The following is a 12,919-nucleotide window of genomic DNA, read 5'->3' on the forward strand; positions in this document are numbered from 1 at the left end:
GCTGCTGCATGTCCTTGGCGGCAGCCCCGAGGATCGGGGTCATGGGCGGAACGTTCGATCCGGTCCATCATGGGCACCTGGTCGCCGCCAGCGAGGTGGCGCAGTGGTTCGACCTCGACGAGGTCGTCTTCGTGCCGACCGGAGAGCCATGGCACAAGGCCGACGTGTCGCCGAGCGAACACCGCTATCTGATGACCGTCATCGCCACGGCATCCAATCCCCGATTCACGGTGAGCCGCGTCGACATCGACCGCGACGGCCCCACCTACACCATCGACACGCTCCGCGATCTGAAGGCCCAGCGCCCGGACGCGGAGCTGTTCTTCATCACCGGTGCCGACGCCATAGCGCAAATTCTCAGTTGGAGGGACCATGATGAGTTGTGGGACCTCGCCCACTTCGTCGCGGTATCCAGACCGGGTCACGTGCTGAACACGGACGGTCTGCCCAGCGACGACGTCAGTCAGCTCGAGATCCCCGCCCTCGCGATCTCATCGACGGATTGCCGCGACCGAGTTCAGCGAGGACACCCCGTGTGGTACCTCGTGCCCGACGGGGTCGTCCAATACATTGCGAAGCACCATCTCTACCGGAGCAAGGAATGAGTACACCCGAGCACCCGGCGACGCCAGCCCTCACACGTAAGCAGATCCGCGAGCTGCGGAACACGGGGTCGACCCCCGTCATCACCGAGACCCCTGCGGCCCACGACGCCGCAGAGACTCCCGCAGCCCCTGTCGCGGCCTCCCCGGTCGATGCCGCTCCCGCGCCGCCTGCGCCGGTCGCTGCCGCGCAGCCCGCACCCGCGCCGTTCCCACGGCCGGCGGAGCCCGCCGCCGTCGCGCCGGCACCCGTTCCCGACTCCGCCGTCGATCTCGGCGTCTCGCCGCTCACGCGCCGCCAGGCGCGCCAGCAGGAGCGCATCCGCACCGCCTCGGTGCCCGTCATCACGCCCGAGGTCGTCGCGGCGCACGCCGCGGCCACCGGCGGCAACGCCCCGACGTTCGCGTTCCCGGCCGCGCCACCGCCCGTGGCACCCTTCGACGAGCCCGCGCCGTCGCTGTTCACGCCCGCGCAGGACGACTCGCAGGTGTCGACCGACAGCGGCATGCACGCGCTCTTCGGCATCCCGCGCGAGCCCGAGCAGACGCCCGCCCCCGCGCCGGCCCCAACGCCGAGCTGGCAGCACGCCGCGCCGGCCGCTGCGATCTCGGTCCCCGCCTTCACGGCGGAGCCGCAGGCGCACGAGGTCGACGACCGCTCGATCGACGGCATGTTCGGCACCGCCGCGGATGACGGGCCCGAAGCGCCCGCCGCTGCGCCGAAGGCGGTCAACCCGCTGCTCGGGGCCAGCCTCCTCGACGAGGCACCGCCCGCCGGCCAGCCCGCAGCCGTCGACTTCCCGCCCTCGTTCGACCAGCTGCTCACTCGCACCACCGGCGCCATCGCCATCCCGAACGCACTGATCGTCTCGCAGGCTCCCGAGATCGCGCCCCTGGTGGCGCCGGTCACGGCGACCGGCGAGGTCATCGTCACCGGAACGTTCAACCTGCCTGAGGGGCTCGGCTCCACAGGACACGCCAAGGGCACCGCCGACGGCAAGGAGATCGACGCGACGCTGGTCGACGGGGAGCTGCCGTCGCACTCGTCGCCGACGCCGATCGCCGCGAGCTCCGCCGTGAGCACCGCGAAGGCGCCTGGCGACGTGATCAAGCCGCCGGTGCCCGAGAAGGGCGGCAAGCTCATGATGTCGCTCGCGATCACCGCGGGCGTGCTGGCGCTGGCCCTCGTCGGCGTTCTGATCCTCGCCTTCGTGACGGGAGTGTTCTGATGGTGGCGAGTGCGCAGTCGCACGACATGCTCCAGATCGCCGCGGCCGCGGCGGATTCCAAGGCCGGCGAGGATCTCGTCGCCCTCGACGTGTCGGAGCCGCTCCCGCTCGTCGACATCTTCCTGCTGGTCACGGGCCGCAGCGAGCGCAACGTCGCGGCGATCGCCGACGAGATCGAGGACAAGCTTCTCGAGGCGGGCCACAAGCGTCTGCGTCGCGAGGGCCGCGAGGAGTCGCGATGGATCCTGATCGACTTCGGCGACCTGGTCGTGCACGTCTTCCACGAGCAGGAGCGCGTGTACTACGGACTGGAGCGTCTGTGGAAGGACTGCCCTGTGGTGCCGATCAGCCTTCCCGCCCGGGCGACAGCGGAGGAGTGACGGTGGTACGGAGCACCCGCTGTGGTGTTGTAAGCTAGACGAGTTGCCCCGCGAGAGCGGGAACAGCGTCTGGGCCTGTGGCGCAGCTGGTAGCGCACCTGCATGGCATGCAGGGGGTCAGGGGTTCGAGTCCCCTCAGGTCCACCATATTTCCTGGTACAGCCAGATGTCCTCACTTCCGATCTCGGAAGCGGTCGTGCGGGACGCGATGATGGAAGCCGAAAGGCGGCGACGGCAGGCCTCAGAGCGCACCCCCGCCCGCATCGGGGTCGATCACCCCGATGTCCTCGTTCCAGAGCTGCGGGTGCGCTCGCACGAATCCCGCGAGAAGCCGCTCGCACGCGGGATCATCGACCACCTCGACGTGGACGCCACGATCGCGCAGCAGCGCCGTGCCGCCGACGAAGGTGCGTTCCTCACCGACGACGACGCGCGGGATGCCGTAGAGCAGCACCGCGCCGGTGCACATGTCGCAGGGCGACAGCGTCGTGTACAGCGTGGCCCGCGCATACTCCGACGCGGGCAGGCGGCCGGCCGCCTCGAGACAGTCCATCTCGGCATGCAGAACGACGCTGCCGCGCTGTACGCGCCGGTTGTAGCCTGTCGCGACGACCTTGCCGTCGATGACCAGCGCCGAGCCGATCGGGATGCCGCCCTCCGAGGCTCCGCGGACAGCTGCGGAAAACGCAGCCTCGAGTCCGGCGTCCATCACCTCACGAGTCCGTCCTCATGAGCGGGACCGTCATCGCTTCGTCGATGGACTCCGGCTCGCGGCCGGTGAGGGTGCGCACCACATCCGTCACAGTACCTGGCTCGCGCGGGCGAGCGTCGTGCAGTAACAGCCGGAGTCGCCGCACGCACCGTCAGCCCTGCAGACGGGGGTCCTGGGTGGGATCGGCGTACGGGGGCGGGCAGCCTCCGTCGATCGCTTCCGGGCGAAGTTCGAAATGCCAGGACTCGTTCCCGTAGGTCTGGCAGAGCCCGTAGGCGGCGCCACGGTCGGCCAGCCAATCGACCGCGTCGTAGGAGCCGACGTCGACCGCGTCGCCGGCCACGTGCGTCGACGTCGCGGAGGAGGCGACCCAGCGCGCGGCCTCCTCCACCGAACCGTATCGCTCGACCGCCTCCTGGAGCAGGCGATCCTGATACTCCGTGGAGCGCCAGCCGCTGTTCACCCGGATCACGACGTCGCCTGCCGCGGCGTCGTGCGCCGCCCGCTGCAACGCGTCGAGCAGCGCAGGGGACAGGCGCGCCACCCCGGCGTACCCCTCGTCGAACGGGGTCGCGCCATCGGGAAGCAGCCCGTCCTCCGCGGTCACGACTCCGTCGGGCGGAGTCTGCGCATCGACGTGCGACTCGCCGATCGTGCCCGTGAGCGGCGTCGTCGCGGAAGCCGATCGGTATACCGCGACGCCGACCGTCGCGAGCCCGATGATGATCAGGGTCACGAGGGCGTGACGGAGCACGCGCCGGGCTCTCGTCACCTCGGTGGTTGCTGTGGGGATCATGCTCCCAGCCAACGCGCGCGCGTGTTGCGAGGACGTATCGGCTTTCGGATACGCGGACGATACGGGCCGGCTCGTAGCATCGAGGTCATGCGCGTGCTGGTGGTCGAAGACGAGCCCCTCATGGCGGAGGCGATCCGTGACGGACTGCGACTCGAGGCGATCGCCGCCGACATCGCGGGCGACGGCGACGCCGCCCTGGAGCTGCTGGGCATCAACGCCTACGACATCGCCGTGCTGGATCGCGACATCCCCGGGCCCTCAGGCGATGAGGTCGCCGCGCATATCGTGCGCTCGGGCAGCGGCATCCCGATCCTGATGCTGACCGCGGCGGACCGCATCGACGACAAGGCGACCGGATTCGAGCTGGGCGCCGACGACTACCTGACGAAGCCGTTCGATCTGCAGGAGCTCGTGCTGCGGCTGCGGGCGCTGGATCGTCGCCGTGCCCACAGCCGGCCGCCCGTGCGGCAGTTGGCGGGGCTGCGACTCGATCCCTTCCGCCGTGAGGTGTACCGCGACGACCGCTACGTCGCGCTCACGCGCAAGCAGTTCGCCGTCCTCGAGGTGCTGATGGGCGCCGAGGGCGGGGTCGTGAGCGCGGAGGAGCTGCTGGAGCGGGCGTGGGACGAGAACGCCGATCCCTTCACCAACGCGGTGCGCATCACGGTCTCGGCGCTGCGAAAGCGGCTGGGCGAGCCGTGGGTGATCGCCACCGTCGCGGGCGTCGGCTACCGGATCGACACCGACGACAGGCTCGATCATGACTAGGGCGCCTGGCATGAGCGTCCGGCTCAAGCTCACCCTCAGCTACGCCGGGTTCCTCCTGGTGGCCGGCGCACTTCTGCTGGCCGTGGTGTGGTTGTTCCTCCTCCGGTACGTGCCCGACGGGCAGATGACCGGGCCTGGACCCTTCGTCCCGAACCGTGGCGACCTCGTCCGTGCGTTCACACCCGCGGCGACCTGGGCGCTGCTCTTCCTCTTCGTGTTCGGACTGCTCGGCGGGTGGATCCTCGCCGGGAGGATGCTGGCTCCCCTGGCACGGATCACGGAGGCCACCCGCCTGGCCGCGAGCGGATCGCTGTCGCACCGGATCGCGCTTCCAGGCCGCCAGGACGAGTTCCGCGAGCTCGCCGACAGCTTCGACGCGATGCTCGCGCGCCTCGAGGCGCACGTCGCCGAGCAGCGGCGGTTCGCCGCGAACGCCTCGCACGAGCTGCGGACGCCGCTGGCGATCACGCAGACGCTGCTCGACGTCGCCCGCAACACCCCTGACCGCGACATCGACGAGCTCATCGAGCGCCTCCGTACGGTCAACACCCGCGCGATCGAGCTCACCGACGCGCTGCTGGTGCTCAGCCGCGCGGAGCAGGGGTCGTTCGTCCGTGAACCCGTCGACCTGTCCCTCGTCGCCGAAGAGGCAGCCGAGACGCTGCTGCCTCTCGCCGAGGCTCGCGGCGTGACCGTCCGCACGAGCGGCGTCGTGGCTCGCACCACCGGCTCGTACGCGCTGCTGCTCCAGCTGGTGTCGAACCTGCTGCACAACGCCGTCGTCCACAACCTCCCCGCGAACGGCACCGTCGACGTGACCACGTCCGCCGGCGGCGACGCGGTGGAGCTCGTCGTCGAGAACACCGGCGTGCAGCTCACCCCGGAGCGCGCGGCGACGTTGACCGAGCCGTTCCAGCGCGGCAGCGAGCGTGTCCGCACCGGCGACCACGCCGGCGTGGGGCTGGGTCTCGCGATCGTCCGGAGCATCACGGAGGCTCACGGCGGGACGCTGGCCCTCGTCGCCCAGCCGCACGGTGGCCTGCGGGTCACGGTGCGGCTCGTGGCGCAGCATCCGTGATCCCGACCATTGCGCGGCTGCGACGTGTCGACAAGGGTGGAACGCATGAGCGCAGTGACCCCGTTCCTCTGGTTCGACGATGCCGCCGAGGAGGCCGTCACGTTCTACACCGGGCTGATCCCAGACTCCGAGGTCGTTGCGATCGACCGCTACCCCGACGAGGTGCCGGGCATGGGCGGGAAGGTCATGCACGTGCACTTCCGGCTCGGCGGCCGCGACTACTTCGGGATGGACGCCGGCCCGCAGTTCCCCTTCACCGAGGCCGTGTCGCTGTATGTCGCCTGCCGCGACCAGGCCGAGGTCGATCGCTACTGGGACGCCCTGACGGCGGACGGCGGCCAAGCGCAGCCCTGCGGCTGGCTCAAGGATCGCTGGGGCCTGTCGTGGCAGATCATCCCGGACCGGCTCGTGGAGCTGATCCGGCACCCCGACCCCGACGTCGCACACCGCGCCGTGCAGGCGATGCTCCGGATGCGGCGCATCGACCTCGCGGTCCTCGAGGCGGCCGTGGCCGACGGATGAGACGCGACGCCCGGTGGGCGGCAGCCGGATGCCTCGTGCTGGTGCTGGCCGCAGCATCCGGGTGCAGCGCCCCCGCGCCGCAGCCGGTGCCCTCTGTGCAGGCGCCCACGGTCGGTGCGAGCGCCGCCGCGGCGGACGAGACCTGGTGGCGAGCCGGCGCGGTCACCGGCACGCTCGCCTCGGAGCTCGTCGCACCGTGGTCGGTCGTGCCGCTCGACGGCGGGGGAGCCCTCATCTCCCAGCGCGGCGACGGCACCGTGCTCGAGCTCACCACGGCGGGGGACGTCCGCACCGTCGGCACGATCCCGGGCGTGGTGTCGGGCGGTGAGTCGGGCCTCCACGGCCTCGCCCTGCACCACGTCGAGGACGGCCCCATGCTCTACGCGTACTTCGGTGCGGCGGACGACAACCGCGTGGCACGGATGCCGCTCCTCGGCGCAGCGGGCTCCTTCGCGCTCGGCGAGCCGGAGGTGATCCTCGACGGCATCGCGCGCGCCAGCACCCACGACGGCGGGCGCCTCGCGTTCGGGCCCGACGGCTACCTGTACGTCACGACGGGGGACGCGCAGCAGCGCGACGCCGCGCAGGACCGCGACGACCTCGGCGGCAAGATCCTTCGCGTGACCGCCGACGGCGACCCCGCGCCCGGCAACCCGTGGGACACGCCCGTGTGGTCGATGGGGCACCGGAACGTGCAGGGCATCGCATGGACGACGGACGGCACGATGTGGGCGAGCGAGTTCGGACAGAACACCTGGGACGAGCTCAATCGCATCGAGCCAGGTGCGAACTACGGCTGGCCGGACGTCGAGGGGATCGCCGGGCGGGACGAATTCACAGACCCCGTGGCGCAGTGGGCGACGAGCGACGCGAGCCCGAGCGGACTCGCCGCCTACGGCGGCACGGTGTTCATGGCGGGGCTCCGCGGTGAGCGGCTCTGGCAGATCGACACGGACGACGGCAAGGTGCGCGGCGAACCGGTCGCCGCTTTCACGGGAGAGTACGGGCGGCTGCGAGACGTCGTCGCGCTGCCTGACGGCTCACTGTGGCTGCTGACCAGCAACACCGACGGGCGGGGTGCGCCTCGGCCGGGTGACGATCTGCTGCTGCGGGCTGTGCTCGTCGAGGAGCCGTGACACGTGCGTGGGCGCGCGTCGCGGCACGCTACGGTGAGACCGTGACCTCGCAGCCCCGCTGTCCGCATTGTCGCCACTTCGTCTACCTGGACACCCTGCAGTGTCCGAACTGCGAAGCCGAGATCGGATACCACATCCCCACTCGGGAGTTCTTCGGGCTCCGTCACGGACAGGCGGTCATCGACGGCGAGACCTGGTACACGTGCTCCAACCGCGAGTGGGCGTGCAACTGGCTGGTGTGGGAGAACGCGCCGGCGGGCCGCTGCTTCTCGTGCCGCCTCACGCGCCGCCGGCCCGCGGCGAACGACACCGTCGCCCTCGAGAAGCTGGCGAAGACGGAGGAGGCGAAGCGCCGGCTGCTCCTGCAGCTCGCCGACCTCGGCCTGCCGATCGTCGGCTGGGACGTCGAGAAGGGCGGCCTGGGATTCGACTTGATCTCGAGCCTCTCGGACGGCAAGCCGGTCACCATCGGCCACGCGAACGGCATCATCACGATCGATCTCGCCGAGAGCCTCGACGACCGGCGGGAGGCGCTGCGCGTGCGGCTCGGCGAGCCGTACCGCACGATCCTCGGCCATCTGCGCCACGAGGTCGGCCACTACTACCAGAACGTCCTGCTCACCGACGATGAGCTCTGGGCGCGGTGCCGCGAGCTCTTCGGCGACGAGCGGACGAGCTATCGCGACGCGCTGAAGCGCCACTACACGTTCGGCGCCCCGTCCGACTGGCACGTGGCGTACATCTCGGAGTACGCGACGATGCACCCGTGGGAGGACTTCGCCGAGACGTTCGCCCACTACCTCCACATCACCGGCACCCTCCAGACCGCCGCGGTCATCGGCATCCATCTCGACGCGTCCGTGACGAATCTCCGCGACACGGATGTCGTGCCCCTCGAGTCGTACGAGAACGAGCCGATCCAGCGTCTCCTCACGGACTGGGAGTGGCTGTCGCAGGCGTTCAACCGCATCAACCGCTCTATGGGCTTCGGCGATCTGTACCCGTTCACGATCGTGACGCCCGTGCGGCACAAGCTCGCGTTCGTGCACGACATCGTGACGCGGGCGCCGCTCAGCCCGGGCGAGCAGTACACGCTCGCCATGGCGGGGGCCGGGGCGGGGGAGTCGGAGCCGTCATGACCTCGTTCGCGCGCGGGCAGCGGGTGATCGGTGCGGCGACGCACTACGTCGAGAACCAGCCCTCGTGGCGCGTCGAGATCGACGAGTACGCCCTCAACGCGCCGCTCGGCGCCGCCGTGCAGGCGTTCGGGGCGGGGTGGGCGGAGGCCGGCCTCCGCGAGGCCGGTGCGCTGGTCGGCTCCGGTTCGTTCCAGCGGGACGCGCACCTCGCCAACGTCCACACCCCGGTCGCCCACCCCCATGACCGCTGGGGCTACCGGCTCGACGAGGTCGAGTACGACCCTTCGTACCACCGCGTCATCGCCGAGGCCGTCGCCCGCGGTGCGCACACCTCGGCGTGGTCCGACCCGCGGCCGGGTGCCCACGTCGCGCGCGCGGCGATGTTCATGCTGTTCGCGCAGGTGGAGCCCGGGCACGCGTGCCCGGTGTCGATGACCCACGCCGCGGTCGCCTCGATGGAGGGCTCCCCGTGGATCGCCGACGAGTGGCTCCCGCGCATGTACTCGCGCGACTACGACCCGCACCTCATCGTGGACGGCGGCAAGGGCAGCGCGCTCATCGGCATGGCGATGACCGAGAAGCAGGGCGGGTCCGATGTGCGCGCCGGCACCACGGTCGGCGAGTCCATGGGCGGGCGCTCGTACCAGCTCACCGGTCACAAATGGTTCTGCTCGGCACCCATGTCGGACGGCTTCCTCGTCCTGGCCCGCACCCGCAACCGCGGCGTCGACGAGGGCCTCACGTGCCTGTTCGTGCCGCGCATCCTCTCGCCGCACGGCATGCGCAACGCCTTCCGCATCCAGCGACTCAAAGACAAGCTCGGCAACCGCTCCAACGCGTCGGCGGAGGTCGAGTTCGACGGCACGATCGGACTGCTCGTCGGCGAGCCCGGCCGGGGTGTGCGGACGATCATCGAGATGGTGCAGCGCACGCGGCTCGACTGCGTCCTCGGCACGGCCGCGGGCATGCGCCAGGCGGTCGCCGAGGCGGTCTGGCACGCGCGCGGGCGAGAGGCGTTCGGCGCACTCCTCGTCGACCAGCCCGCCATGACCGGCGTGCTCGCGGATCTGGCCCTCGAGTACGAGGCCGCGATGCTCACGGGCCTTCGCCTGGCGCAGCTCTTCGAGGCCGAGGCATCCGATCGCGACATCGCCCTGCGCCGCCTCGCGACTCCGGTGTCGAAGTACTGGGTCTGCAAACGCGGACCCCACCACGCCTACGAAGCGCTCGAGTGCCTGGGCGGCAACGGGTACACCGAAGCGTTCCCGCTCGCGCAGCGCTACCGGGAGCAGCCCGTCATGGCCATCTGGGAGGGATCGGGCAATGTCATCGCCCTCGACGTGCTCCGGGCGCTCACCCGCGACCGCGAGTCGGGGGAGGCGTTCGCGGACGAGCTCGCGAGCACCGCCGGAGCCTCCGCGGTGCTCGACCGGCACGTCGAGCGCACACTCGCCCTGCTGCAGCGCCTCACGGCCGATCCGGAGGACGCGCCGTCGCAGGCCCGCCGGCTCAGCGAGGATCTCGCGCTCGCGTTCCAGGCGTCGCTGATGCTCCGCCACGCACCTGGCCTCGACGCCGACACGTTCATCGCCGCACGACTGGGTGAGGACCGTGGCGCGCAGTACGGCGTGCTGTCGCCGGGAACGGATGCCGCCGCCATCGTCGCCCGCCACTGAACCGCCCGACGAGCTTAGGCTGTCGTGGTGACTGCCGCACGACGTCCCGCCCTGCTCGCAGCGATCGTCGGTGCAGCCGTGATCGTGTGCACGTCGTGCACGGCGAGCCCCGCCGCGACGCCAACGTCCACCCCGTCCCCGTCGCGGTCCGCGACGGTAACCCCGACACCCGACGCCGGCGCAGCCACGCCGGCTGAGCAGGCCGTCTCCGCGATGTCGGTGCGGGAGCGCGCGGCCAGCATCGTGATGGGCCATATTCCGACCACGGATGCCGCGGCCCTGCGCTCGTACATGGAATCCACCGATGCCGGGGGATTCCTCCTCATGGGCGCGAACATCCCCGACGACCAGGCGTCGCTCGAGGAGCTCACCGCGGCACTCACGGTAGACCCCGCGCACCCCCCTCTGATCGCCATCGATCAGGAGGGCGGAGATGTGTCGCGGCTGCCGTGGGACGACCTGCCGTCCCCCCTGGAGCTGCAGCAGGCCGATCCCGCCACGGTGGAGGCGGCCTTCGCAGGCCGCTCGGCCCTCGTCCGACAGGCCGGGATCCCCGTGAACTTCGGGATCGTCGCGGACGTCACCGCCGACCCGGACTCCTTCATCCATCGCCGGATCCTCGGTACGACGCCCGACACGGCGGCGGCCCACGTGGCCGCGGCCGTCGGCGGCGAGAAGGGGAGCGTCTTCTCGACGCTCAAGCACTTCCCGGGTCACGGTGCGGCGCCGGGGGACTCCCATTCATCGATCCCGTCGACGCCGATGCCGCTCGATCAGTGGCGCACCACCGACGCCCTCCCGTTCCAGGCGGGAGTCGACGCGGGCGCCGAGCTCCTCATGTTCGGACACCTGGCCTACACCGCCGTCGACCCTGCGCCCGCGAGCCTCTCATCGGAGTGGCACCGCATCGCGCGGGACGACCTGGGCTTCGACGGTGTGACGATCACCGACGATCTGGGCATGCTCGAGGGTTCAGGCCTGCCCGAATACGCCGACCCGGTCGCCAACGCCGTGAACGCCCTCGCTGCCGGAAACGACATGGTGCTGACGGTCGTCTTCTCGACAGGCGACACCGCGACGCAGATCGTCGACGGCATCGTGGCTGCGGTGGAGTCGGGCGCGGTGCCGGGCGAGCGCCTCGACGAAGCGGCGGCACGCGTGATGGAGCTGCGGCTCGCCGTCGCCGAGGCCGGCGACGGGGAGCTGCCCTGCACCACCTGCGACGGCGCGACCGACTGAGTCAGCAGCCGGCGATCTCGACGAGCGCGGCGCGGATGACGTGCCCGCGTTCGGCGAAACCGCGCTGCGACCGGACGTACTCCGCCTTGCCCTCCGCGGTCTCGATCGGCACGGCGTCGTATCCCCAGTCCGCGAGGTCGTACGGCGATGCGCGCATGTCCAGCACGCGGATGTCGCGGGCAAGCTCGAACGCGTCGAGCATCAGTTCGCCGGGCACCAGCGGGCCGAGCTTGACCGCCCACTTGTAGAGATCCATACCGGCGTGCAGGCACCCGGCCTGCTCCAGCTCGGACTGGCTCTCTCGCGTGGGCATCACCCGATTGCGCGGGACGGCGTCGGGAGTGAAGAAGCGGAACGCGTCGAAGTGCGTGCAGCGAAGGTCGTGGGACTCGACCACGGCATCCGTCGCCTCCTGACCCAGCCGCAGCGGGACGGGATGCCGGTGCTCGCGCTGCCGGTACACCATCGCCCACTCGTGGAGACCGAAGCAGCCGAACCCGGGGGCGCGGTCTGCGGTCGCCCGGAGGATCCGCCCCACGTTCGCGACCAGCGCGCCGCGGTCGGCGCGGAAGCCCTCACCGTCGACGGCGAGAGCCCGTGGCGACGTGCCCGTGCGGTACCAGCGCCATGCGGCGCGCGCGTCGGCCGCAGCATCCGCCAGTTCCACACCCTCGCCGGGATGCCATCGGTGCAGCACCGCCGGCTTGTACGAGTAGTAGGTGAAGAGGAAATCCTCGACCGGGTGCGTCTCCCGGCGTGCGGCGCGGTCACGGTGCGCCTCCGTCAGGGCACGGGCGCGCGCCTCGTGCGCGGCCTCGCGCTCGCGCCAGACGCCGGCGGGCAGCACCGGGGATTCAGGGGGCGCGATGGTCACCGTTCGAGGATACGCGGGGCCGGGATCGCGCCCGCGGGGCGCGGATCAGGACTCGACGGGCTCGATGAGCTCGGGCGAGTTGTTGCGGACGTTGCCCACTGCCTTGGAGACCTCATGGTCGTCGAGAGTGTCGGCGAGTGCCGGAGCCGCATCGATCGCGGCGTCGAGCACGTCGCGCACGTTGTCGGTCGTCGGATCGAGCCAGGCGTCGGCGTGGTCGGGGTCGAGGAAGAGCGGCATGCGGTCGTGGATCGAGCCGAGGTGCCCGATCGAGTCGCGCGTGAGGATGGTGAAGCTCAGCAGCCAGCGTTCGGGGTCGTCGTCGCCCTTGGTCTTGTCGCGCCACCACTCGTAGAGCCCGGCGAGGAACAGCGGCTCGCCGTCGGCCGGGTGGATGTAGTGCGGGATCTTGGCGCCGTCGACGTTCTTCCACTCGTAGTAGCCCGAGACCGGCACCACGGCGCGACGCTTCTCGAGCGCGCTGCGGAACATCGGCTTGTCTTCGAGCTCCTCGGCGCGGGCGTTGAACGCGCGGGCGCCGATCTTCGTGTCTTTGGCCCATGACGGGATGAGGCCCCACCGCGCCGCCTCGAGTCGGCGCGTGGGCGGCTCCGTCTTGGCCGAATCGAGGACGATCGCGGCGCTGCTGGTGGGCGCGACGTTGTAGGACGGCTCGGGAAGATCGTCGCCCTCGACGTCGACACGCAGCACCCCGACGAGGTCGGAGCCGGCACTGGCAACCACGAAGCGTCCGCACATGCCGCCAGC

At 71.0% G+C, this 12,919-nt stretch carries 14 protein-coding genes and 1 tRNA gene; 11 read left to right on the forward strand and 4 right to left on the reverse strand.

Translation table 11 applies throughout. From position 1 onward, the window contains the following. Positions 1-8 precede the first annotated feature (8 nt). The 4 genes from nadD (at position 9) to ACFQ7C_RS08120 (ending at position 2,358) form a co-directional block, all read left to right on the forward strand. The gene (gene nadD / locus ACFQ7C_RS08105; protein ID WP_378898992.1) at positions 9-605 is read left to right on the forward strand and encodes a nicotinate-nucleotide adenylyltransferase; all 597 of its coding nucleotides are present in this window, start codon (positions 9-11) and stop codon (positions 603-605) included. Beyond that, positions 602-1,831, forward strand: coding sequence for a hypothetical protein (locus tag ACFQ7C_RS08110; RefSeq protein ID WP_378898993.1), 1,230 nt, complete (start codon positions 602-604; stop codon positions 1,829-1,831). The genes nadD and ACFQ7C_RS08110 overlap by 4 nt, the downstream gene beginning before the upstream one ends. Beyond that, entirely contained in the window at positions 1,831-2,211 is a 381-nt protein-coding gene (gene rsfS / locus ACFQ7C_RS08115; RefSeq protein WP_378898994.1) for a ribosome silencing factor, read from the forward strand. The genes ACFQ7C_RS08110 and rsfS overlap by 1 nt, the downstream gene beginning before the upstream one ends. Positions 2,212-2,282: 71 nt before the next feature. Continuing rightward, a tRNA-Ala gene (locus tag ACFQ7C_RS08120) sits at positions 2,283-2,358 on the forward strand. Between the two features lie 94 nt (positions 2,359-2,452). Here the strand turns inward: ACFQ7C_RS08120 and ACFQ7C_RS08125 are convergent. Both ACFQ7C_RS08125 and ACFQ7C_RS08130 read right to left on the reverse strand, forming a co-directional pair. Then, positions 2,453-2,920 (reverse strand): nucleoside deaminase, encoded by a 468-nt coding sequence (locus tag ACFQ7C_RS08125; protein WP_378899131.1) that lies wholly within the window; start codon positions 2,918-2,920, stop codon positions 2,453-2,455. A gap of 154 nt (positions 2,921-3,074) precedes the next feature. Further along, positions 3,075-3,719, reverse strand: a complete 645-nt coding sequence (locus ACFQ7C_RS08130) for a M15 family metallopeptidase (RefSeq protein ID WP_378898995.1) — start codon at positions 3,717-3,719, stop codon at positions 3,075-3,077. A gap of 87 nt (positions 3,720-3,806) precedes the next feature. On the opposite strand from ACFQ7C_RS08130, the gene ACFQ7C_RS08135 reads away from it, so the two are divergent. The 7 genes from ACFQ7C_RS08135 to ACFQ7C_RS08165 are packed head-to-tail and all read left to right on the forward strand — an operon-like array spanning position 3,807 to position 11,277. Continuing rightward, on the forward strand, positions 3,807-4,487 hold the full coding sequence (locus tag ACFQ7C_RS08135; RefSeq protein ID WP_378898996.1) for a response regulator transcription factor: 681 nt from the start codon (positions 3,807-3,809) through the stop codon (positions 4,485-4,487). Positions 4,488-4,497: 10 nt separating this feature from the next. Continuing rightward, entirely contained in the window at positions 4,498-5,565 is a 1,068-nt protein-coding gene (locus ACFQ7C_RS08140) for a sensor histidine kinase (RefSeq protein WP_378898997.1), read from the forward strand. A gap of 45 nt (positions 5,566-5,610) precedes the next feature. Beyond that, on the forward strand, positions 5,611-6,087 hold the full coding sequence (locus ACFQ7C_RS08145) for a VOC family protein (RefSeq protein WP_378898998.1): 477 nt from the start codon (positions 5,611-5,613) through the stop codon (positions 6,085-6,087). Continuing rightward, positions 6,084-7,223: a PQQ-dependent sugar dehydrogenase gene (locus tag ACFQ7C_RS08150; RefSeq protein WP_378898999.1), complete on the forward strand. Its 1,140-nt coding sequence runs from the start codon at positions 6,084-6,086 to the stop codon at positions 7,221-7,223. Before ACFQ7C_RS08145 ends, ACFQ7C_RS08150 begins: the two co-directional genes overlap by 4 nt. Positions 7,224-7,264: 41 nt before the next feature. Further along, positions 7,265-8,362 carry a putative zinc-binding metallopeptidase gene (locus ACFQ7C_RS08155; protein WP_378899000.1) on the forward strand — a complete coding sequence of 366 codons (1,098 nt, stop codon included), beginning with the start codon at positions 7,265-7,267 and terminating at the stop codon, positions 8,360-8,362. Next, entirely contained in the window at positions 8,359-10,038 is a 1,680-nt protein-coding gene (locus tag ACFQ7C_RS08160; protein ID WP_378899001.1) for an acyl-CoA dehydrogenase family protein, read from the forward strand. Before ACFQ7C_RS08155 ends, ACFQ7C_RS08160 begins: the two co-directional genes overlap by 4 nt. Positions 10,039-10,065: 27 nt before the next feature. After that, entirely contained in the window at positions 10,066-11,277 is a 1,212-nt protein-coding gene (locus ACFQ7C_RS08165; protein WP_378899002.1) for a glycoside hydrolase family 3 N-terminal domain-containing protein, read from the forward strand. 1 nt (position 11,278) lies between these two features. Here ACFQ7C_RS08165 and ACFQ7C_RS08170 read toward each other — a convergent pair whose 3' ends face one another. Together ACFQ7C_RS08170 and ACFQ7C_RS08175 are read right to left on the reverse strand one after the other, a co-directional pair. Continuing rightward, entirely contained in the window at positions 11,279-12,151 is an 873-nt protein-coding gene (locus tag ACFQ7C_RS08170; protein WP_378899003.1) for a 3-methyladenine DNA glycosylase, read from the reverse strand. 45 nt (positions 12,152-12,196) lie between these two features. Next, positions 12,197-12,910 carry an SOS response-associated peptidase gene (locus ACFQ7C_RS08175; protein WP_378899004.1) on the reverse strand — a complete coding sequence of 238 codons (714 nt, stop codon included), beginning with the start codon at positions 12,908-12,910 and terminating at the stop codon, positions 12,197-12,199. Positions 12,911-12,919: the final 9 nt, after the last annotated feature.

The sequence above is a fragment of the Microbacterium sp. NPDC056569 genome (assembly GCF_042793475.1).
Taxonomy (GTDB): domain Bacteria; phylum Actinomycetota; class Actinomycetes; order Actinomycetales; family Microbacteriaceae; genus Microbacterium.

What these genes read in the sequence shown, in the direction of transcription:
- ACFQ7C_RS08150 (WP_378898999.1), top strand. Translation starts at nt 6,084, where the DNA reads ATGAGACGCGACGCCCGGTGGGCGGCAGCCGGATGCCTCGTGCTGGTG.
- ACFQ7C_RS08160 (WP_378899001.1), top strand. Translation starts at nt 8,359, where the DNA reads ATGACCTCGTTCGCGCGCGGGCAGCGGGTGATCGGTGCGGCGACGCAC.
- ACFQ7C_RS08130 (WP_378898995.1), bottom strand. Translation starts at nt 3,719, where the DNA reads ATGATCCCCACAGCAACCACCGAGGTGACGAGAGCCCGGCGCGTGCTC.
- rsfS (WP_378898994.1), top strand. Translation starts at nt 1,831, where the DNA reads ATGGTGGCGAGTGCGCAGTCGCACGACATGCTCCAGATCGCCGCGGCC.
- ACFQ7C_RS08110 (WP_378898993.1), top strand. Translation starts at nt 602, where the DNA reads ATGAGTACACCCGAGCACCCGGCGACGCCAGCCCTCACACGTAAGCAG.
- nadD (WP_378898992.1), top strand. Translation starts at nt 9, where the DNA reads ATGTCCTTGGCGGCAGCCCCGAGGATCGGGGTCATGGGCGGAACGTTC.
- ACFQ7C_RS08125 (WP_378899131.1), bottom strand. Translation starts at nt 2,920, where the DNA reads ATGGACGCCGGACTCGAGGCTGCGTTTTCCGCAGCTGTCCGCGGAGCC.
- ACFQ7C_RS08145 (WP_378898998.1), top strand. Translation starts at nt 5,611, where the DNA reads ATGAGCGCAGTGACCCCGTTCCTCTGGTTCGACGATGCCGCCGAGGAG.
- ACFQ7C_RS08140 (WP_378898997.1), top strand. Translation starts at nt 4,498, where the DNA reads ATGAGCGTCCGGCTCAAGCTCACCCTCAGCTACGCCGGGTTCCTCCTG.
- ACFQ7C_RS08175 (WP_378899004.1), bottom strand. Translation starts at nt 12,910, where the DNA reads ATGTGCGGACGCTTCGTGGTTGCCAGTGCCGGCTCCGACCTCGTCGGG.
- ACFQ7C_RS08135 (WP_378898996.1), top strand. Translation starts at nt 3,807, where the DNA reads ATGCGCGTGCTGGTGGTCGAAGACGAGCCCCTCATGGCGGAGGCGATC.